The sequence below is a fragment of the Acidovorax sp. GW835-FHT14B10 genome (genome assembly GCF_058793725.1).
Window position 1 is genome coordinate 17,346 of sequence record NZ_JBXAGC010000005.1, and the last position, 20,200, is coordinate 37,545.

General features: G+C 59.5%; 17 protein-coding genes and 1 pseudogene. 15 read left to right on the plus strand and 3 right to left on the minus strand.

Features of this window, described 5'->3' with window-relative positions:
- Positions 1–17: 17 nt before the first annotated feature.
- Complete coding sequence (locus AC1Q5S_RS05605) at positions 18–341, minus strand: hypothetical protein (RefSeq protein WP_348707511.1); 324 nt, start codon at positions 339–341, stop codon at positions 18–20.
- Positions 342–1,037 carry a TetR/AcrR family transcriptional regulator gene (locus AC1Q5S_RS05610; protein ID WP_348707509.1) on the minus strand — a complete coding sequence of 232 codons (696 nt, stop codon included), beginning with the start codon at positions 1,035–1,037 and terminating at the stop codon, positions 342–344.
- Between the two features lie 216 nt (positions 1,038–1,253).
- Between AC1Q5S_RS05610 and AC1Q5S_RS05615 the strand changes: the two genes are divergently transcribed.
- The 14 genes from AC1Q5S_RS05615 (at position 1,254) to AC1Q5S_RS05680 (ending at position 16,602) form a co-directional block, all read left to right on the plus strand.
- On the plus strand, positions 1,254–2,819 hold the full coding sequence (locus AC1Q5S_RS05615; RefSeq protein WP_348707507.1) for an AMP-binding protein: 1,566 nt from the start codon (positions 1,254–1,256) through the stop codon (positions 2,817–2,819).
- Between the two features lie 55 nt (positions 2,820–2,874).
- On the plus strand, positions 2,875–4,062 hold the full coding sequence (locus AC1Q5S_RS05620; protein WP_348707504.1) for a lipid-transfer protein: 1,188 nt from the start codon (positions 2,875–2,877) through the stop codon (positions 4,060–4,062).
- A 10-nt stretch (positions 4,063–4,072) separates the two neighbouring features.
- A complete protein-coding gene (locus tag AC1Q5S_RS05625) occupies positions 4,073–4,882 on the plus strand; it encodes an SDR family NAD(P)-dependent oxidoreductase (protein WP_348707502.1) in 810 nt (269 codons plus the stop codon).
- 69 nt (positions 4,883–4,951) lie between these two features.
- Positions 4,952–6,115 (plus strand): ABC transporter substrate-binding protein, encoded by a 1,164-nt coding sequence (locus AC1Q5S_RS05630; RefSeq protein WP_492238465.1) that lies wholly within the window; start codon positions 4,952–4,954, stop codon positions 6,113–6,115.
- 71 nt (positions 6,116–6,186) lie between these two features.
- Positions 6,187–7,044 (plus strand): branched-chain amino acid ABC transporter permease, encoded by an 858-nt coding sequence (locus AC1Q5S_RS05635; RefSeq protein ID WP_348707498.1) that lies wholly within the window; start codon positions 6,187–6,189, stop codon positions 7,042–7,044.
- A complete protein-coding gene (locus tag AC1Q5S_RS05640) occupies positions 7,041–8,009 on the plus strand; it encodes a branched-chain amino acid ABC transporter permease (RefSeq protein WP_431150968.1) in 969 nt (322 codons plus the stop codon). The genes AC1Q5S_RS05635 and AC1Q5S_RS05640 overlap by 4 nt, the downstream gene beginning before the upstream one ends.
- On the plus strand, positions 8,006–8,758 hold the full coding sequence (locus AC1Q5S_RS05645; protein ID WP_492238466.1) for an ABC transporter ATP-binding protein: 753 nt from the start codon (positions 8,006–8,008) through the stop codon (positions 8,756–8,758). Before AC1Q5S_RS05640 ends, AC1Q5S_RS05645 begins: the two co-directional genes overlap by 4 nt.
- Positions 8,755–9,462 carry an ABC transporter ATP-binding protein gene (locus AC1Q5S_RS05650; RefSeq protein WP_431150965.1) on the plus strand — a complete coding sequence of 236 codons (708 nt, stop codon included), beginning with the start codon at positions 8,755–8,757 and terminating at the stop codon, positions 9,460–9,462. The genes AC1Q5S_RS05645 and AC1Q5S_RS05650 overlap by 4 nt, the downstream gene beginning before the upstream one ends.
- Before the next feature lie 155 nt (positions 9,463–9,617).
- Entirely contained in the window at positions 9,618–10,091 is a 474-nt protein-coding gene (locus AC1Q5S_RS05655) for a carboxymuconolactone decarboxylase family protein (protein WP_492238467.1), read from the plus strand.
- Between the two features lie 42 nt (positions 10,092–10,133).
- Complete coding sequence (locus AC1Q5S_RS05660; protein WP_431150962.1) at positions 10,134–11,735, plus strand: AMP-binding protein; 1,602 nt, start codon at positions 10,134–10,136, stop codon at positions 11,733–11,735.
- Positions 11,736–11,750: 15 nt separating this feature from the next.
- A complete protein-coding gene (locus AC1Q5S_RS05665) occupies positions 11,751–12,584 on the plus strand; it encodes an SDR family NAD(P)-dependent oxidoreductase (protein WP_431150961.1) in 834 nt (277 codons plus the stop codon).
- Between the two features lie 26 nt (positions 12,585–12,610).
- On the plus strand, positions 12,611–13,663 hold the full coding sequence (locus tag AC1Q5S_RS05670; protein ID WP_431150959.1) for an MBL fold metallo-hydrolase: 1,053 nt from the start codon (positions 12,611–12,613) through the stop codon (positions 13,661–13,663).
- Positions 13,664–13,736: 73 nt separating this feature from the next.
- On the plus strand, positions 13,737–14,975 hold the full coding sequence (locus tag AC1Q5S_RS05675) for a thiolase family protein (protein WP_431150957.1): 1,239 nt from the start codon (positions 13,737–13,739) through the stop codon (positions 14,973–14,975).
- Positions 14,976–14,991: 16 nt separating this feature from the next.
- On the plus strand, positions 14,992–16,602 hold the full coding sequence (locus AC1Q5S_RS05680; protein ID WP_431150956.1) for an AMP-binding protein: 1,611 nt from the start codon (positions 14,992–14,994) through the stop codon (positions 16,600–16,602).
- Positions 16,603–17,199: 597 nt separating this feature from the next.
- On the opposite strand, the pseudogene AC1Q5S_RS05685 reads toward AC1Q5S_RS05680, so the two are convergent.
- Positions 17,200–17,974, minus strand: a pseudogene (locus AC1Q5S_RS05685) (transposase); the annotation flags it as partial.
- 1,413 nt (positions 17,975–19,387) lie between these two features.
- On the opposite strand from AC1Q5S_RS05685, the gene AC1Q5S_RS05690 reads away from it, so the two are divergent.
- On the plus strand, positions 19,388–20,197 hold the full coding sequence (locus tag AC1Q5S_RS05690) for a hypothetical protein (protein WP_431150955.1): 810 nt from the start codon (positions 19,388–19,390) through the stop codon (positions 20,195–20,197).
- Positions 20,198–20,200 lie beyond the last annotated feature (3 nt).

Genomic DNA, 20,200 nt, shown 5'->3' on the forward strand with positions numbered 1-20,200 from the left:
ATTGATGAGCACTTCGCTCAGGGATTCTTGGTACCGAAGGCTTTCACGGCATCAAGCACGCCCTTTGCGAGCGTGCGGATGCCGCTCAAGTTGTAGCTGCCACCGATCTGTTCATAGGCATAGCGGGCTTGAATGAAGTAGTTCGAGCACTCGGCAAGAAGCGGTGCCAGCTGTTCTCCTGACGCCGCCAGAAATTCAGACTCAATAGCAGCCTGAGTGGGCAGTTCAAGAGACGCAAACACATCCGACAAGTTGTGCCCATGTGCCGTGGACATGATCTTGGCAGCCTTCACAAGACCATCCGAGGTTACGCCCCCGCCAACCGCGCCGCCTTTTTCCACTTATTCGCGATTCCAGGCCGCCATCAGCATGGTGCCGACTTCATCGTAGTCCGTATCCTTCTTTTCGGCGACTCGCCGCACGCCAGTCCGCACAGCCCGCTTGCCACTCTTGGCTGTGTGAGATGCAGCTGAATCGGTCAGCAATCCACCCAGCAATATCCGGTAAAACTCCTGGAAGGCATCCTCGATGGTTAGGTTGGCCTGGGCAAGGAATGCCGGGCGGCGCAACCTCAGTGCCGCTCCCAGCATCACCTCAGACATGACCAATCCATGGCAAGGGGTGAAAACACCCTGCCGCACTCCTTCGTCGATGAGTTGGGACATTCGCATGGTACGGGCATGCTGGTAGTGGTCGAAGATGCCTCGGGCAACCGCAGAGTCTTCGACATCCTTCAAGAACTGCACACCAATACGGCTGGCCGCATGGACGCCGACGCTGAGGTAGACAGCGAGAGCCGTCGTCAAATCTTTTTCACTGTGGATCAATGCCTCCCCCTGTTCCAGGAGGCTGTCAAAAAAGCGTTGCACGACAGCGCAAAAGATCTCTTCCTTTGTCTGCGCAATGTCATAGAGGCGCCGCCGCGAGCAATGCATACGCGCGGCAATTTCACCCACGGTCAGACCTTTGATGCCCTCCGTTAAGAGCAAATGGGTCAACGCATCGAAGAACTCCTCGTCTGTGAGCTTTTTTTTCATGCGGGTTTCTCCCAATAAAAAGCGGTACCAAAACAATTGACCCAGTACCTATCTAGATGTCCAATGGTACTAATTTACATCAATTGGTACCAAATGAACAGCCTGCTCAACGTACCGCACAGCACACGATTTCTGTTTGCCCGTTGGTGCTGAAGGCGTGCGAATTGTCAGCGACGGCGAGACCACTGAAATTGACCTGAACAAAGAAGCAACGCAATGAATCTTCTCGACTATTTCGATGCTGGCGTCGCCAGCCACCCGGACGCCCCTTGCTTTTTTGACCACGGGCGCGACACCACGCCCATGACCTATGCTCAGGCGGGTGCGCTCACCTGCCAGATCGCCCGAGGGTTGGATTCCTTGGAGTTCGCGCCGGGCTTTCACGGCGCGGTGCTCAGCGGCAACTCCGGAGCCGCATTCGTGGCGTTGCTCGGGGTTGTACGCGCTGGAGGCGTTTGGCTCCCCGTCAATGCGCGCAACAGTGTGGAGAGCAACATCGAGTTCCTGCAGGACATGGACTGCGACGTCTTGTTCTACCAGGCCCGATATGCCGGCCAAGTCGCCGAGATCCGCGGCAAGGTTCCCCGCATTCGCCATTACATCGCCTTAGACGAGACTGATGAGCAGGACCTGTCGGTTGCCCAGCTGATCCAGGGCCAGTCGTCCGAGATGTTTGCAGCGCCGCTGCAACCACAGGGACTGGCCATGATCATGGGTACCGGTGGCACCACGGGGCGTTCAAAGGGGGTCATGCTCAGCCACCGCAACCTGACGGCGACCATGGCCAACCACATGTCGGCGATGTATATCACCGACCACATGACCGTGCTGGCAGCGGCGCCCATCACCCATACCGCAGGACTGGTGTCGCTGCCTTTTATGGCGCGAGGCGGCCGCGTCATCCTGATGGATGGGATTGATCCGCAGAACCTGCTCAAGGTGATTGAGCAGGAGCGGGTCAACATGATGTTCCTTCCTCCTACGGTCATCTATACGTTGCTGGCCCAGCCCAACGTTCGCGATTTCGACTTTTCTGCGCTGCGCTACTTCATGTACGGCGCCGCACCCATGTCACCCGACAAGCTGGCCGAGGCCATTGAGGTTTTCGGCCCAGTCATGCTGCAGATCTATGGCCAGGCGGAAGTGCCGGGCGCCATCTCCGTGTTGCGCGTCGAGGATCATTTCATTGACGGACAGGTGGCCCCCCGCCAGCGCCTGCTGAGCGCAGGGCGCCGCTTTCCCTTCACGCGAGTGGCCATCATGGACGACGACGGTCAGGTGCTCACTAAGCCGGGGGCTGTGGGCGAAATCGTCGCGCAAGGCGACATCGTAACTACGGGTTACTACAAAAACCCCGAGGGCACCGCCGAAGTGCAGCGTCATGGCTGGCATTGCACCGGTGACGTGGGCTATTTCGACGAGCAGGGCTTCCTGTTCATCGTTGACCGCAAGAAAGACATGATCGTCACCGGCGGCTTCAACGTCTTCTCGTCCGAGGTTGAAGCTGCCGTTATGGCACACCCTGCAGTGAAGGACTGCGCCGTCATCGGGGTGCCCGATGACAAATGGGGTGAGGCCGTCAGAGCCGTCATCGAGCTGCGCCCAGACCAATCTGTGGATCCGCAGGCGCTCATCCAGTTCGTCAAGGACCGCCTGGGAAGCGTGAAGGCGCCCAAGGAGGTCGATGTCGTCGCGCAACTTCCGCGCAGCGCAGTGGGCAAGGTCCTGAAGAAGGAAGTACGCAAGAAGTACTGGAGCGCGCAGGAGCGGATGGTCTCCTGAACGCAGGACGCTTCGAATCAACGCACGTTTGGCAATTCAACCTGGAGCTATCGCAATGCAAGAAACCGTTCTCGTCGCCGGTGTCGGCATGACCCCTTTCAAGAAACCTGGTGACAACCTGCCGTACCCGGAAATGGCCGCGCTGGCGATCCGCCAGGCGCTGCAGGACGCCGGCTTGGTGTACTCCGATATTCAGGATGTCTATGCAGGCTATGTCTATGGTGACTCGGCCAGCGGCCAGCGCGCTGTTTATGAAGTTGGCATGACCGGCGTACCGGTGATCAACGTCAACAACAATTGCTCATCCGGTTCCACCGCCCTGTACCTCGCGCGCAAGGCCGTCGCCAGCGGCTCGGCCGACTGCGCCCTGGCTGTGGGCTTCGAGCAGATGCCCTCAGGTGCCCTGAAGGCGCACTGGGACGACCGGCCCGACCCGCTCGATCGCTTCAACGGTGTCATGGATGAGGTCTTCGGCCATCCTGAGCTCCCGATGGCAATCCGCTATTTCGCTGGAGCTGGCCGCGAGCACATGCAGAAGTACGGAACATCACTGGAGACTTTTGCCCGAATCCGCGCTAAGGCGAGCCGCCACGCCGCACGCAATCCTCTGGCGCTGTTCCGCAAGGAAGTCACCGCCGAAGAAGTGCTGGCCAGTGCGCCGTTGGTCGATGGGGTAATGCACCGTCTGATGGCCTGCCCCCCGACCTGCGGTGCTGCTGCGGCTGTCTTCGTGAGCAAGCGCTTCGCGCAAAAGATGGGCTTGACTCCAGGTGTGCAGGTGTTGGCACAGTCGTTAGTGACGGACCGTTCCGGCGCGTTTACCGACAAGTCCGCCATTTCGATTGCCGGCTTCGGTATGACGCAGGAAGCCGCTCGCCAGGTGTATGAAGCTGCAGGCGTGGGGCCACAGGACATCAATGTGTGTGAACTGCACGACTGCTTTGCCCAAAACGAGCTGCTCAGCTACGAGGGCCTGGGCTTCTGCGGCATCGGCGAAGGTGAGGCGTTCGTGCAATCCAACAACAACACCTACGGCGGCGCCGTAGTCGTCAATCCCTCCGGTGGATTGCTTTCGAAGGGTCACCCCTTGGGCGCTACCGGCCTAGCGCAGTGCTTTGAGCTGGTCCACCAGGTGCGTGGCAGTGCTGAGGATCGGCAGGTTGAGGGGGCGCGGTTCGCCTTGCAGCACAACGCCGGTTTGGGTGGCGCCACAGTGGTAACTCTCTACGGCCCAGCCAATTGAGGAACCGGATATGACGAAAAGACTGGAAGGCAAGGTCGTCTTGGTGACGGGTTGCGGATCGTCAGGCCCCGGCTGGGGCAATGGCAAGGCGATGGCGGTGCTGTTCGCTCGTGAGGGAGCGAAAGTTTATGGCTGCGACATCAATCTGGAAGCGGCCCGGGAGACTGAATCCATCGTTCAAAGCGAGGGCGGAACCATCAGGGTCACCCATTGCGATGTGACCGATCCTGTTGCGGTAGAGACATTGATCCAGGACTGCATTGCTACCTATGGCGATGTCGACGTGCTGGTGAACAACGTTGGCATTGGCCGCCTGGGTGGAGTCGTCGAGCAGAGCCTGGAAGACTGGCGCCTGGTGTTCGACGTGAACCTGACGTCCATGTTCCTGACATGCAAACACGTCATTCCCTCAATGCTCAGGAAGGGCAAGGGAAGCATCGTCAACATCGGCTCGGTGGCTGGTCTGCGTGACAGCGGCGTGGCGTACGTTTCCTACAGCGCATCAAAGGCGGCTGTGCTTGGCTTCTCGCGCAGCGTGGCTTTGCAGTACGCCAAGCAGGGCATCCGCTCCAACGTCCTGATGCCGGGTCTGATGAATACGCCCATGGTCCGTCAACCGTCTCTGGCACTGCAAAAGGGCTACCAGGAGGCATCCGTGGACGACACGATGGAGAAACGCAATAAGCAATGCCCCATGGGGCACATGGGAGAGGCATGGGACGTGGCTTACACGGCCCTATGGCTGGCGAGTGACGAATCCAAATACGTCACTTCCGCCGAAATCTTGGTCGATGGCGGAATTTCCGCACGCATCGGCTGATTAGAAGCATCTGAAATTAACCAAAGGAGACAGAGCATGGGTAATTTTTCGAAATGGGTCAGAAGGAGCATGGTGGTTGCTGCGGCAGCCACGATCGGACTGACCGCCACAGCGTATGCACAAGCCACGCCGGAGAAGTTCAAGGTCGGCGCCGTGCTGTCGCTGTCGGGCCCTTACGGCTTGCTGGGAGAAGATATGCGCCGCGGGGTGCAGATCGCTGTGGAAGAGCGCGGTGGCAAGGTGCTGGGCGTGCCAATCGAAATCACCTGGGAAGACGATGAGACTAAACCACAGCCGGCAGTGCAGAAGGCTACCAAGCTGATCTCTGAAGGCTCGCACATGATCTTTGGCGCACTGAGCTCCGCATCGACCCTGGCGATCATGAACGTGACCAAGCAACGCAAGATCCCTCACCTCGTCACCATTTCGGCGGACGACAAGATTACCGTGCCCGGTGGTTCGCGCTACACCTTCCGTACGTCCAACAACCTGGATATGGAAAACCGCATGGCGCTGGTGTACATGCAGGAGAAAAAGCTCAAGCGCATCTATGCAGTGACTGCGGACTACCAGGCCACCCGCGACGGCTACACCTGGATCAAGTCCCAGCTTGACGCCAATGGCATTCAGGCCGTGGGGGAGGACTTCCCCCCGTTTGGCAACCGCGATTACTCGTCCATCATCGACAAGATTTCCAAGTCGAATGCCGACGGCGTGTTGTTGATGATGACGGGCTCCGACGTGGTCACCTTCCTCAAGCAAGCCGGCCAAGTCAATCTCGGCAAGACAAAGGTGCTGTTCGGCCCCGTAGCAGCTGATGACACGATGGTCGCAGCCGTTGGGCCCGCTGCGGTCGGTGTCAATTCTGGCCAGCGATACCACTACACCGTTGAAAACGCTGCGAACCAGAAGTTCGTGGAGGCCTATCGTAAGAAGTTCGGCATGTTCCCCAGCATGACGGCGGGCGAGGCTTACGACGGCATGGCATGGTGGCTTGACACGGTGGAAAAAACCGGCTCCTGGGACAAGGAGAAGTGGGTTGATGCGTTCGCTACCAGCGTTCGTGAAAACTCCGTTGAGGGCAAGAAGACCATGCGTGCCTGCGACCACCAAGCAGCACAACCCGGCTTCTGGAGTGAAGTGGTGAACGGCACCCCACCTGCACCGGCTCTGACCATGAAGGTCACCAAGGTCTTCTCCGAGGACAAGCTTTTCGCTCCCTGCAAGAACTAAGGACCGTACGGCACGGAGGTCCGCAAGGCACCTCCGTGTCAGCAACGGTGGTTCGTACCCGGTAATTCGATATGTCAACTATTGTGATTGGCTTGAGCTTAGGCATGCTGCTGTTTCTTTTGGCAGCGGGCCTCACGCTCATCTTTGGCATGTTGGGCGTGATTAACTTCGCCCACGGCGCCATTTACATGCTAGGTGCCTACGTCTCTTTTGAGACAGGTAGGCGAACAGGCTCCTTTCTCATGGGCGCACTGGTAGCCACCCTCGTAACCGCGGTTGTGGGAGCAGTGGTGGAAAAGTTGACCCTGCGCCCACTGTATGACCGACCGCATTTCTATCAGTTGATTCTGACGTTTGGCCTGATCCTGGTTTTGGGCGATGCCGTGCGCTTCTTCTGGGGCCCGGGCTACCAGGAGGTGCCAATTCCCCAACTTTGGAGCGGCACTGTCGACATGCTGGGTAGCACGATCCCCATCTACCGACTTTTCGTCATCGGGTTCGGCGCGTTCATTTCCATCGGGCTTTACCTTCTGCTCGAGAAAAGCACATTCGGCATGCTCGTGCGTGCTGCCAGCAGCGATGCGGAAATGGTGCGCATCTTAGGACTGCCGGTGGGTACTGTGCGCATGGCGGTATTTTCCATTGGCTGCGGACTGTCCGGCCTTGCTGGTGCGATTGCGGCGCCTTTGTTCCCGATTGAGCTGGGAATGGCCACGAACACCATCATTGACTGCTTCATCGTCGTGATCCTGGGTGGGCTTGGAAACATCCGTGGGGCGATTGCTGCCTCCATGCTGATCGGCATGGTCCGCGCTCTGGGTTACGTGTACATGCCCGGCTGGGTGGACATCATGACATTCGTGCTGCTGATAGGCACCCTTTTGACACGCCCACAAGGCCTGTTTCACCGTGCGACGAGGACGGCATGAAGTTCACCAAGTTTGATATCTACTTTGGCTTGCTGTTGGCGGCAGCGAGCATCATCGTGCCGCTTCTCAACCCCGGGGAGGCAACCATCCAGTTGCTGACGTTGGCTGCCATCTGGGCGATATTCGCCGTCGGATTCGACTTCGTCTTCGGCTCCTTGGGAATGGTGTCTTTCGGCCATGCCACCTTCCTTGGGGTTGGCGGTTACGCCGTGGCCCTGGCGACGCAAAAGTACGGTCTTCCTTTCTACGGCGGAGCTGTCATGGCGATTGCTGTCGGTGCCGTATTCGCACTGTTGTTCAGTTTTTTCGCTCTGCGGGTGTCGGGCATCTTCTTCGCGTTGGTGACTTTGGCACTGTCCCAGTTGATTTTCATTCTGGCGGACAGCAAGCTTCGCGGCTTCACGGGTGGCTCGGATGGCATCTCTGGCGTCGAACGCCCCAGCTTCATAGGCATCGACTTTTACGATCCCGTCGCCTACTACTGGTTTGTCCTTGGTGTGTATGCCCTGGTGATGCTGGTGGTGATCTCGCTGCGCAGTTCGCCTTTTGGGCGCGTTATCGCGGCCATTCGGGACAACGAAACCCGCGCTGACCAACTGGGCTTCAACATCAACCGCTACAAACAGATCACCTTTGTGATTTCTGGCGCCTTGAGCGGCTTGGCCGGCGCTCTTCTGGCATCGTTGCTGATGTACATGAACCCGCAGATGCTGCATTGGACGACGTCTGGCGACGTCATCATCATGACGCTGCTGGGAGGCTCTGGAACGCTTTGGGGTGCCACGGTCGGTGTGATCGTGTTCGAGTTCCTCAAGGAATGGCTGAGCAGTTGGACCGAATATTGGTACGGCGTCTTGGGCGTGGTGTTCATCCTCGTCACCATCTTCTTCCCACGCGGCATCGTCGGTGAATTGGAGAAAGCCTTTGCGACCTACCAGAAAAATCGCCGAGGAGGTGTCCAATGAGCCAGGTGGCACTCAAATGCGACGGCGTGACCGTGAGCTACGGAGCGCTGAGGGCCGTCAACGATGTGAGCCATGACTTTCATGAAGGACGCATTTACGGCTTGATTGGCCCCAATGGTGCGGGAAAAACAACTTTGCTGAACGTTCTGGCGGGACGCCAGATGCGCCACGACGGCAGGGTTTTTTGCCATGGCCAGGAGATTAGCCAGCGCCCCGCTTACGCGCGTGCCCGCATGGGCATAGGCCGGAGCTTCCAGATCATCAAGATCTTCGGCGAGATGACGGTGGAAGAGAACCTGTTGATCGCTGCACAGTCTCGGCGCCCAGGTTTTCAGCCTTTCTGGATCAGCAGCAGCTTTGACAGGAAGTTCCGCGAGCAGCTGGACGCCATCCTGGAACTGACCGGACTCACCGCGCACCGTGACGAAATTGCTGGCACGTTGCCCTACGGCTTGCAGCGTTCGCTAGAGCTTGGCGTCACGCTGCTGCCCGACCCCAAGATTTTGCTGTTGGACGAACCGCTGGCCGGCATCGGCCACCACGAAATCCAGGCTGCGCTGGAACTCATCCACAAAGTCGCGCAGGGGCGCACGGTGCTCCTGATTGAACACAACATGGATGCAGTGATGTCTCTATCCCACGAAATCGTGGTGATGAATAACGGTTCTGTCATTGCTTGCGGTTCGCCGGAATCGATCCGCAAGGACGAGTCGGTACGTTCAATTTACCTTGGAGAGGACGCCCAGTGATCGAACTCGATAAAGCAAGCGTCAAGTATGGGCAGGCTCTGGCGCTGGAGGAGATTTCCGTGCGCATTGATGCCCACGAAATCGTCGCCATCGTCGGCCGCAACGGTGCCGGCAAGACCACCCTGCTCAAGGCGCTGATGGGCCTGATGCCATTGGTGGGCGGTCGGCGCCTGCTTGGTGAGCAAGACATCTCGGCCCTTGGCGTGGAAGCCATCGCCAAGCTCGGTGTCGCTCTGGTTCCTGACACGCGCCGTATCTTCCCCAATCTCACGGTGTTGGAGAACCTGAAGATTGGGACATTGGCCCATCAACCGGGGCATTGGACCATTGACCGCGTGCTGGAAATTTTCCCGCGCCTGGCAGAGCGACTGAACTTTGGCGGAGACCATCTTTCTGGCGGGGAGCAGCAAATGCTCTCCATCGGACGGGCACTGCTGAGCAACCCGCGCATGCTTTTGCTGGACGAACCGACGGAGGGTCTGGCGCCCGTGATCGTGGACCACCTGGTCCGCGTCTTCAGCGAGGTGCACAGCCAAGGCACCGGCATTGTGCTGGTGGAGCAAAACCTCAAAGTCCCCATGAAATTGGCGCATCGGCAATACGTTCTGGACCATGGCCAGGTCGTGTGGTCCGGCACGGCCCAGGAGCTCGAAGCGCAGCGCGCCCACGTGGAAGGCCTCATTACCACGGGAGCGGCCACATGACTGCCCCTATCCAACGCCCATCCGATACGAACACCACGATGAATCGAACCACTGCACGCATAGCCCCGTTGAGCGCGGACGACCCACGGTCCAAGGACCCTGTGATTGAAGAACTGGTGGACTTCATTGGCTACCGCCCCAACGCCCTATTGACCATGGCCCGCAAGCCCGGTGTGGTGCCGCAGTTGCTCAAGCTGTTTGCGCTGACGGTGCGCGGTGATGGGCTGCTGCCGCAATCGCTGCGCTTCCTGGTGGCGGCGGAGACTGCGCGCCGTGCGCACTGCCGCTACACCACGACGCACCTGGTCCACGCTGCCCACCATGTGGGTGTCTCCTGGGACAAGCTTGCTGCGCTGCCAACCTACCGCGATGACACCCGGTTTACCGACCAGGAGAGAAGAGCTTTGGCCATTGCCACCGCCGGAGGCAGCTTGCCGGTTCGCGAACCGGCCCAAGCCATTGAACAGGCCAAGCAGATCTTTTCCGACGAGGAAATCGTGGAGATCGTCTCCTGCGTCGCAATGGTCGGTTGGTTCAACCGCTGGAACGGCCTGATGGCTTCGGAGCTTGAGGCAGAGCCAGCGGAAGCGATGGCCCATGTGCCTTGGCTTTCGGAACTGGAAATCTGAGCTTGGCGCTCCCATGCGCCCTTGGTGCGAAGGAAAAAGACGATGTATAGCCGTATTGACGAGCCCCACGCATGCACGTTGACCGATGCCTTGCGCGAGTGGGCATGCAGCCATCCTGACCAGCCCTGGCTTGAGGACAGCCAAGGCTTCCAGCTCACCGCCGGCCAAGCCTACGCGGACAGCCAGCGATTCGCGGGCTATTTGCACCAGCTTGGGGTTCAGCCCGAGGAGCGCGTGGGTGTCTTCATGACGAACAGTTGCGCAACCGCCACCACCGTGTTCGGCATTGGCCTGCTGCGCGGAGCTGCGGTGATGCTCAACACGGAATTGCGCGCCACGTTCCTGCGCCACCAATTGAACGATTGCCAACTGGCCACCATGGTGGTGGACGCATCGCTGGTCGAGCACATCGTCAGCCTGGCTGACGAGCTGCCACACCTCAGAACACTGATCGTGTTTGGCGAACGCACTGGCGCGATGCCCAGCCAGTGGCGCTGTCTGGACTGGGCCGACCACCGGTCCAGCACACCGTGGGAAGGCCTTGCGCCAACGCCCCAAGACATCTTCTGCATCATGTACACGTCAGGCACCACCGGGCCCAGCAAGGGCGTGCTCATGCCGCACTGCCACTGCGCGCTGTTCGGCATCGGTGCCATGCGCAGCGTGGAGATCACGGCGCAGGACAAGTACTACATATGCCTGCCTTTGTTCCACGCCAACGGGCTCTTCATGCAATTAGGCGCGACGGTGCTGGCCCGCATTCCCGCGTATTTGAAGCAGCGTTTCAGTGCTAGCACCTGGTTGGCGGACATCATGAAAACCGGCGCCACTCTGACCAACCACCTGGGCACCACCGCGATGTTCGTCATCAACCAGGCGCCCACGGCGCAAGACCGCAGCCACCGCCTGCGCGTCTGCATGAGTGCCCCCAACCCCGTGCAACACGAAGTGGTTTTTCGGGAGCGCTTTGGCGTCAAGGATGTCTTGTCGGGTTTCGGCATGACCGAGATTGGCATTCCGATCTGGGGCCGCCTGGGCCATGTCGCACCCAACGCGGCGGGCTGGGTCCACGAGGATTGTTTCGAGGTCTGCATCGCCGACCCCGACACCGACGTGCCGGTGCCCGCCGGTCAGACGGGCGAAATCCTGATGCGACCCAAGGTGCCGTTTGGCTTCATGGCGGGCTACCTCAACGTGCCCCAAAAAAGTGTCGAGGCCTGGCGAAATCTCTGGTTCCACACCGGTGATGCGGGGATACGCGACGAACAGGGTCTGATCACGTTTGTCGACCGCATCAAGGACTGCATCCGCCGCCGGGGAGAAAACATCTCGGCCACCGAAGTTGAGGCCGTAGTGGGCCAACTGCCTGGCATTCACGAGGTGGCTGCCTACGCCGTGCCCGCGCAAGGCCCGGGTGGTGAAGACGAGGTCATGCTGGCGCTGGTGCCCAGCGCAGGTGCGACCCTGGACATGGCGCAGATCGTGCGCCAGGCCAGTGCCCGGTTGCCGCGTTTCGCCAAGCCGCGCTACCTGCGCCAGATGAACGAACTGCCCAAGACCGCGACCGGCAAGATCCAGCGGGCCGTCCTGCGCCAGCAAGGCAGCGCAGGCGCCTACGATTCCGAGTCGACGACGACCGACTGACGGGGAGAGCAGACGATGTCCAACAAGTTGCGCGGCAAGGTCGCAGTCGTCACGGGCTCGGGGCGCGGCATCGGCCGGGCAATGGCCATCAAGCTCGCCAGCGAAGGCGCCAGAGTCGTCGTCAATGACCTCGACGATGGGCCCGCTCAAGCCGTGCGCGAGGAAATCCGCGCGCTGGGTGGCGAGGCGCTCGCTTGCAGCGGCAGCGTCACCGACCCGGAGTTTGCCGATCGCATCATCAGCGCCGCCACCGACGCGTTTGGCGGACTCGACATCCTCATCAACAACGCTGGCTACACCTGGGACAACGTCATCCAGAAGATGAGCGACGAGCAATGGCATGCGATGATCGACGTGCACCTCACCGCACCGTTTCGCCTGCTGCGGGCAGCCCAGCCGGTGATACGCACGTTGTCCCAGGCCGATGCGGCAGCGGGCCGCCGCGTGGTGCGCAAGGTGGTCAATATCTCCTCGGTTTCCGGCGTTTTTGGCAATGCAGGGCAAGCCAACTATTCCAGCGCCAAGGCCGGCATCATGGGCCTGACCATGACATTGGCCAAGGAATGGGGGCGCCTGAACACCACGGTCAACTGCGTCGCCTATGGCCTCATCAGAACCCGCATGACCGAGGCCACCGCCAACGCAGACGCCACCATTGAAGTCGAGGGACGCGAAATCAAGGTGGGCGTCAACCACGACTTGATGGCGATGATGGAACGCAGCATCCCCATGGGCCGTGCCGGTACGCCGGAGGAAGCAGCCGGCGCAGCCTATCTGTTTTGCATTCCCGAGTCCGATTACGTCAGTGGCCAAACCGTGCTGTGCACGGGCGGTCTTACAGGCATTTAATCTTTCAACCGGCAACCATTGCTCCCATGTCAAAGCCCGAAGGCGCCGCGCTGCGCTACCCGTTTGAAGCCCCGGCTCCGGGCCAGGCGATGCAGATCGCCCCGGGAGTGCGCTGGATCCGGCTGCCCATGCCTTTTCGCCTGGACCACATCAACGTGTGGGCCGTCGATACGGACGATGGCTGGGTGCTGGTCGACACCGGACTGAACGACCCCAATACGGTGGCCGCATGGCTTGCCCTGATGGACCAAGGCGCGCTGGCACGCCCGCTGCAAGGCGTGTATGCCACCCACATGCATCCAGACCATATCGGCCTGGCGGGCTGGTTCACACGCCGTGCCGGCGTGCCGCTGTCCATGAGCCGTCTCGAATATCTAACCTGCCGTGTCATGCATGCCGACACCAGCCGCGAGGCACCGCCCGACGGAGTCTTGTTCTACCGGCGCGCGGGTTGGTCGCCGGCCGCCATTGAGAACTACCGCAGTCGCTTCGGGAGTTTCGGCAAGCAGATACACGCACTGCCTGACAGCTTTCGGAGGCTGCAGGACGACGAGGTGCTCCAGTGGGGGCGCCACGCCTGGCAGGTGGTCGCCACCGCTGGCCATTCACCTGAGCATGTCTGCTTTTATTGCCCCGATCTGAAACTGCTGATCTCCGGTGACCAGGTGCTGCCACGTATCTCGTCCAATGTGTCCGTATTCGCCAATGAGCCCCAGGCCAATCCGCTCAAGGAATGGTATGCGTCGCTCGACAAGCTGCATCGCCAGATTCCCGACGATGTACTGGTACTTCCGTCGCATAACGAGCCGTTTTACGGGTTACACAAACGCCTGCTTTCGCTTCGAGCGGGTACTACGGAGGCATTGGAGCGGCTGTGCCAACAACTGCGCGGCGGGCCCCAACGGATCGTGGACGTATTCCCGGCACTGTTTCGCCGCCCCATAGGCGAACAGGATGGCCAGCAACTGGGCCTTGCCACGGGAGAGGCGGTGGCGTGCATGAACTACCTCATCGTTGAACGCGCGGTGCAGTGCACCGTGGATGCCGACGGCGTCGCCTGGTACGCACAAGCGTCGTGACACCTGACCCGCCCGGCCCCGGCGACGGTAGGGACAGTGGCACGGCTATCCATTTTTGGTTTAGGAGCAACCCATGGAATCGATCTATATCGCAGGCGTCGGTATGACGCCGTTTGGCCGCCATCGCCAATGGAGCGTGAAAGACCTCACGCGCCAGGCCGTCACCGCCGCGCTGCAGGACGCAGGCTGCGACGCCTCGCTCCTGCAAGCCGCCTATTTCTCCAATGCCACGCAGGGTCACATGGACGGCCAGCACATGGTACGCGGGCAACTGGCTTTGCGCGCCATGGGCGTACAGGGCATTCCGGTGGTCAACGTGGAAAACGCCTGCGCCAGCGCCAGCACGGCGCTGCACATGGCCGTGCAACATGTGCGCAGTGGCGCCGCCGATATCGTGCTTGCCGTGGGCGCCGAGAAGATGTGCATTGACGACAAGGCCCGCATGTTCGCCGCCTTCGACGGGGCCTGGGATGTGCATGAAACCGAAGCCGGTAAAGAGCGCCTGCTGGCCATGGGCCACGGCATCGCCCCGCCTCCGGGAAGCCAGTCGCCCCGCCCCTACAGCCTGTTCATGGACATCTACGCCGCCATGGGCCGCATGCACATGCGTGAATTCGGCACCACGCAGCAGCAGTTCGCGGCGGTGGCCGCCAAGAACCATGGGCACTCTGCGCACAACCCGCTGGCGCAATACCGTGAAGCCATGAGCGTGGAGCAGGTGCTGGCCGCCCCGCCGATCAGCTACCCGCTCACGCTGCCCATGTGTTCACCGGTGAGTGACGGCGCGGCAGCGGCCATCGTCTGCAACGAAGCGGGCCTCAATCGCCTGCAAGGCGATGCCCGCCGTGCCGTGCGCGTGCTGGCCTGCGTGCTGCAGACCGGCAGCGAGCGCGCGTCGAACGACCTCGAAAACCACCTGGTGCGCAAGGCCGCCCACCGGCTCTACGAACAGTCCGGCGTGTCGCCCCAAGACGTGGGCGTGGCCGAGGTGCACGACGCCACGGCCATTGGCGAAGTCTTGCAGTCCGAACTGCTGGGCCTGGTTCCCATGGGACACGGCGGCCCGGCGGCCGAACGCGGCGAGACGCGCCTGGGTGGACGCATCCCCATCAACCCCTCAGGAGGGCTCGAAAGCAAAGGCCACCCGATTGGTGCCACCGGACTGGGCCAGGTGTTTGAGCTGGTGACGCAACTTCGCGGCGAGGCCGGGCCGCGACAGGCACCGGGCGTGCGCATCGCGCTGGCAGAAAACGGCGGCGGGCTGGCGGGCGTCGAGGAAGCCGTGGCCTGCCTCACGCTGCTGGGCCGCTGAAAAGGAGGTGAAAGGTATGAGCCATTACCCCGACAACATCTTCCCCGGCATGGTCGCCAACCGAGCCGCAGAGTTTCCAGACTTCAAGGTGCTCACCATCGAAGGCGCCGGGGTGCGTCCCGACGAGGTGCGCACCTACCGCCAGCTTTGGGACAACGGACAGCGCATGGCGCAGGCCATGCTCGACCTGGGCATTGCCCCGGGCGAACGCGTGGCCCTGCTCATGGCCAACCACGCCGAGTTCGTCGAGGCCATGGTGGCCGCTGGCATCGTGGGCGCAGCCGTGGTGCCCATCGATCCACGCACCAAAGGCGACAAGCTGCACTTCATGCTGACCAACAGCCAGTGCAGCGCAGCCATCGCCGCAGACTACGTCCTGCCCCGCCTGCAACCGCTGCGCGAACGACTGCCCGGCCTGCGCTGGGCGATGGCCTTTGCCACCGACGAGGGCGACCGGCCCCTGTCCGACTGGCAGGGCGTTGAGGACTTGGCGGCACGGGCTCCGGCCGATGTGCCCGACCTGCCCCTCCTGACCACCGACCCCGACAGCGCACTGGAGCTGATCTTTACCTCCGGCACCACAGGCGACCCCAAGGGCATCGTGATGACGCACCGGCGGTATTGCCAAACCGTGCAGCTCGGCCCGAGCCTTTTCGGGTACAGCACGGACGACGTGCTGTACTCGGGCCTGTCGCTCACGCACGCCAACGCGCAACTCGTCACGCTCGGGTCGGCACTGGCCTGTCGCCTGCGCTGTGTCCTTTCGCGGCGATTTACCAAATCGCGCCTGTGGGACATCACGCGCCAGTACGGCGCGACCACGTTCACCTTGCTCGGCGGCATGACCACAGCGGTTTATACCGAACCCCGCAAACCCAACGATGCCGACAACCCGGTGCGCTTCGTTGTCTCCTCCGGCATGCCGGCTGCCATCTGGGGTGAGTTTTCCCAGCGCTTTGGTGTGCAGATCGTGGAGTTCTATGGCGCGGCCGAAGGCGGGATGACCTTCAATCACTTTGGCCAGGGGCCTTTGGGCAGTATTGGCAAACCTCCGCCCTCGCTGCAATATCGCATCGTGGATGACGCCGGCAACGATGTCCCGCCCGGCCAGCAGGGCGAACTACTCATGCGCCATGCCAACGGTGCACCTTTCGTTGTGGAATATTTCGGCAACCCCCAGGCGTCGCAAAGCAAGTGCGCCGGAGGCTGGCTGCACATGGGCGATGTGGTGCATGCGGACCAAGATGGCTGGCTGTATTTCGACTATCGCCAGGGCAGCGGCATCCGTCGCAACGGCGAATTCATTGCCACCGCATACATCGAGAAGGCGATCGCTGAATCGGGCATGGTCGATGACGTGTACGTCTACGGCATAGCCAGCGCGCAGCTCGCACCAGGAGAAAAGGAAGTCGTCGCCGCCGTTGTACCCAAGGATGCGGCGATTTTCAACGCGCAGCAACTCTTCGACGTGTGCCGGGAGCACCTGGAGGCCGGCATGTTGCCGGGTTTCATCCAAGTGTTAGCCCAAATTCCCAAGACGGCATCCGAAAAGCCGCAGGACCGCTTCCTGATGGAGGCGTTCGAGCGCGAGCCGCAGAGCGTGCACCGGCGTATGGTGCGGATTTAAGACTCGGGAGCTCCACCGCTGCAAGGTGACGGAGATCCTTTCCGTATTGGGTCAACAGTGCAATCCTCGGCTTTGTATGGGTGGATTGCTCAGGCGGAAACCCGCACCGCCGGAACCGTTGTCTGTTCCGGGTTGATCTTGTCGCCGCAAGGAACTATAAAAAGGACATGTCTACAACCCGCCAAGTTCTCGATGATCCAGTTCTATTGGGGCTGATTCTGACCGCCATAGCTATCAACCTTGCAGCGCTTGGTCTTAAATTGGAGCGACGGCGTGCACATGAGGTGACAGACTGATAGCGGTTAGGTGGAACGGGTGCTGCTGGGTGATCCTTGACGAGCCCAGGGGCGATTCACTGCACCAATTGATACACTGCTCTATTATGGAGGTAGCACTGGTTATGCCTTCAACGCCTGTATTGATCTACGGGCTCTTTGTCTTGCTCTTCATTCTCATTGCAATCCCCGCAGGGAGAATGATTGATAAGGCCAACAAAGAAACAGACGAATCAATCAGGTTGTTGTTAAAGCGCCGTGACGAGCTACGTCAAATAACTTCAGATAGCGACTACTAAGTTCGCCCTGAACAATTCGCCTCTCAGTCGCAGGCCAGTCGGTGATTGCGTGGAGCGGCGACCAATGCAACGATGAGCGCCTGCATCGACAGTCCGAAGCGGGCGCGTAAAAGCCGCAGCGCGGCCAGAATCAGGCGCAAGTTGTGCCCGGCCCCGCACATCACCGCGTGCAGCGCATCGCCCAGCGCACCCTTGAGCGGATTGCGGGCAAGCCGCCCATCCATCTTCATGTGCCCGATGGCCGGCTCGATGGCGCTGCGCCTTTTAATCATGGCCTTGAGCGTTCGGGTGATGCCTCGCTTTTGGCCTGACATCAGAATGCGCACGCCCTCCACCTTTACGCCCCCAGCCCTTGTCCACGATGGCCGTTGTCGGCGGCTTGTCCGTGCCAGTGAGGATGCCCACTTGCTCCAGTGTCTCGGCCAGCGTGTGACCGTCGTAGGGGTTGCCCGGCATGCTCCTCATGCCCACCACCAGGCCTTCCTTCAATGTGGTGGCGATGCTGACCTTTACGCCGAACTCGTATGGCGTTCTGGCTTTGCCCTTGCTGATGCACTCCACTTCGGGCGCGTGCAGGGCGTACAACTTGTTCTTGTCTTTCGTCCGTTGGGTCAGGATGCGGCCCGTGCGCTGCAATAGGTCCTGAACCTTGGCCTTGGCCACCTCAGGCAGCAGGTGCAGTTGGCGAGTAACTTCACGATGCACCCGGCCCACGCGGGTGCGCAGTGTCCTCACAGCTTTCTTCATGCGCTTGAACTGCTTGGCGTGCGCATAGCGCCCAATCTGCGCAGCCACCTTCACACCCGGCTTTTGGGTGAACAGCATCAACACTTCCTCGGCCACATCGGAAAACTCCAGCTTGGCCTTGATGGGGTCGAGCTCCACCGAACCGAAGAACATCGTCTTCTTGGTGGGTGCCGCTCCGGCTGTGCCGGTGCCACTACCCGAATTTGCGCACGCAGCAGCAGTATGGAACTCGCCAGAGCGAGCGACCAGGCTTGCAATCGATCTGCCCGTAGAAAGCCGACATCCGCGATAAGCCATAGCAGCACCTTATGGATGCGCCGCGAAGTGAATTCCGGCATGTTCAGATCGGCATCCAAAGTTAGTCGAGGAGCCCGATTCATGAACCAGTCAAACACCGGCGGCTTGAAGCGACCCAACAAGTGTCGACATTCAACTTGAAGGAGCTTGTCGATAAGCCGCTGCTACAACCACTGCTGTAATCAGTAAGGTCATGGCGATCTTGGCAGACACTGGTGTCAGTGCAAGCGAATCCATCACGCGCGAAACTCAGAAGTCGTCATCCCGGTATCAAGATACGCTTGCGGGACTCATGTAAATACATAATTCCATTGACAGGTTGATGGCTCAATCATCCTCGGATAGTGGACCGTGACAGGTTATTGCAGGTTGACACTTTGTTAGCAAGTCCCACTGCCCCCTTGGGCGGGGTCTCGTCCATGAGCAGCGTTCAAACCGCCGTTCTCAAGGCATTGAGGATCAAACAGCTACAACAAGGCGCTCAACTCAGTCTCTTGTAGGGGCACGTTTGACACTCGATGTCAATGAAATCAATCACTTGCGCCATTTGGCGTCGAACTCCGGTGCTCCCTGTAGACGTACCCTGTCAATTGTCATGCCGCAGCCAAAAATGCAGGTGATTCACTCGCGCGAAAACGCCACTTTCGTGCTAAAGTAGAACTAATGGCCGTCTGCGTGCGGCCAGACCGCCTGCTAACGGCGAGCCATCATGGATTGGGAAACCTGTCCTATACATATCCGGTGCCTCCCATGGCCCGAGATTTAATTTTGATGGTTGATGGTTCATAACCGTCAGTCACTCAGCGGGAAAATTCCCCCTCATAAATTAGCCGACGTTACACGCGTCGCGCTCCTCAAAATTGATTGCACAACAACTGTGCGGCAATCAAAATATCAACGGATTTTTTTGGCGAAATATCGCCATTAATTTATCTTCGCTTCAAGGACGGTTCGTCCGTCATTTAAAAAATCATCGGTGCAGTTAAGTGCATCGATGCTCCCATACTGGCCCCGCATCCTCTGGGGGTCGTCAAATTCGCAGTCCACGCGGATCGCGCAATCTCCCTCCCACCATTAATTTCGCTCGCCTTAGCGCTGGCGGCCGTTTGTCGTGCGGCAAATTTTTCTACGACCAATATTTATCTATTTGATTTGAAAGGAATTCCTATGATTTTTGAAAATGCATTGGTTTTTGAATCAAGAAGGACTGGTGAGTTAATCGCAACTTTGGAGCAAAAGGTGACCCATCAACTAACAGCGATTATTGATGACGAAGGTGTTGAAGTCGGTGGCGGCGTGGCGGATCTGCGATTTGGCGAGATGAATTCGCTAGCCGCAGCGCTAAAAAATATATTGACTGGCGAGCGTTTGTGCGAGCCTGAGTTGCTGTTAATAGAATCGATCGCGCGCAGTAAACCTGATGGAACAATTCTTCAGTTGAGGTTGTTTTGTTATGCCGAAGAAGGCGCTTTTGATCGGTCGAAGGCGAATCGTCTCATTCGGGCAATTTTGCAGAAAATGTTGGGATATTCTGCTCAAGATGATCCAAAATACCTTGATGAAAATCAACTAGCAGACTGTGAAAGGGAAAATGTACAAGTCGTTGCTCAGGAAGCTTTGCGAAGCTTGGCAAACAGAAAAATCAAGGCCCCAATCCGCGTTGATTTTTTTGGTTCAAATATTGAATTGGAGGGGAAATTTGCGCCGCGTGCGAACCTGGCTTGTTTTGAACCGAAACAGATTTCTCTTTATGGTCGAATCCTTGGGTTTGATACAGGAAAGAAGAGCTTATTAATGCGGGTGGAAAGAAAGGTTATGGAGATCCATTATTTGGAGGATGAACTGCCCCTCGTCCAAGTAGCAGAACTAGCGCAAATTGGCTCAGAGGCGCATGTACGGGCGAGGAAAACACTAGATCACCTGGGTCGTGAAGTGCTTTGTTATTCTTGCTTTGCGGAGCCCCGTGCGGTAGCTTAGTAT

Excerpts from the sequence above, each read along its gene's own strand:
- AC1Q5S_RS05610 (WP_348707509.1), bottom strand. The coding sequence starts at position 1,037 with ATGAAAAAAAAGCTCACAGACGAGGAGTTCTTCGATGCGTTGACCCAT.
- AC1Q5S_RS05615 (WP_348707507.1), top strand. The coding sequence starts at position 1,254 with ATGAATCTTCTCGACTATTTCGATGCTGGCGTCGCCAGCCACCCGGAC.
- AC1Q5S_RS05620 (WP_348707504.1), top strand. The coding sequence starts at position 2,875 with ATGCAAGAAACCGTTCTCGTCGCCGGTGTCGGCATGACCCCTTTCAAG.
- AC1Q5S_RS05625 (WP_348707502.1), top strand. The coding sequence starts at position 4,073 with ATGACGAAAAGACTGGAAGGCAAGGTCGTCTTGGTGACGGGTTGCGGA.
- AC1Q5S_RS05630 (WP_492238465.1), top strand. The coding sequence starts at position 4,952 with ATGGTGGTTGCTGCGGCAGCCACGATCGGACTGACCGCCACAGCGTAT.
- AC1Q5S_RS05635 (WP_348707498.1), top strand. The coding sequence starts at position 6,187 with ATGTCAACTATTGTGATTGGCTTGAGCTTAGGCATGCTGCTGTTTCTT.
- AC1Q5S_RS05640 (WP_431150968.1), top strand. The coding sequence starts at position 7,041 with ATGAAGTTCACCAAGTTTGATATCTACTTTGGCTTGCTGTTGGCGGCA.
- AC1Q5S_RS05645 (WP_492238466.1), top strand. The coding sequence starts at position 8,006 with ATGAGCCAGGTGGCACTCAAATGCGACGGCGTGACCGTGAGCTACGGA.
- AC1Q5S_RS05655 (WP_492238467.1), top strand. The coding sequence starts at position 9,618 with ATGGCCCGCAAGCCCGGTGTGGTGCCGCAGTTGCTCAAGCTGTTTGCG.
- AC1Q5S_RS05660 (WP_431150962.1), top strand. The coding sequence starts at position 10,134 with ATGTATAGCCGTATTGACGAGCCCCACGCATGCACGTTGACCGATGCC.
- AC1Q5S_RS05665 (WP_431150961.1), top strand. The coding sequence starts at position 11,751 with ATGTCCAACAAGTTGCGCGGCAAGGTCGCAGTCGTCACGGGCTCGGGG.
- AC1Q5S_RS05670 (WP_431150959.1), top strand. The coding sequence starts at position 12,611 with ATGTCAAAGCCCGAAGGCGCCGCGCTGCGCTACCCGTTTGAAGCCCCG.
- AC1Q5S_RS05675 (WP_431150957.1), top strand. The coding sequence starts at position 13,737 with ATGGAATCGATCTATATCGCAGGCGTCGGTATGACGCCGTTTGGCCGC.
- AC1Q5S_RS05680 (WP_431150956.1), top strand. The coding sequence starts at position 14,992 with ATGAGCCATTACCCCGACAACATCTTCCCCGGCATGGTCGCCAACCGA.
- AC1Q5S_RS05690 (WP_431150955.1), top strand. The coding sequence starts at position 19,388 with ATGATTTTTGAAAATGCATTGGTTTTTGAATCAAGAAGGACTGGTGAG.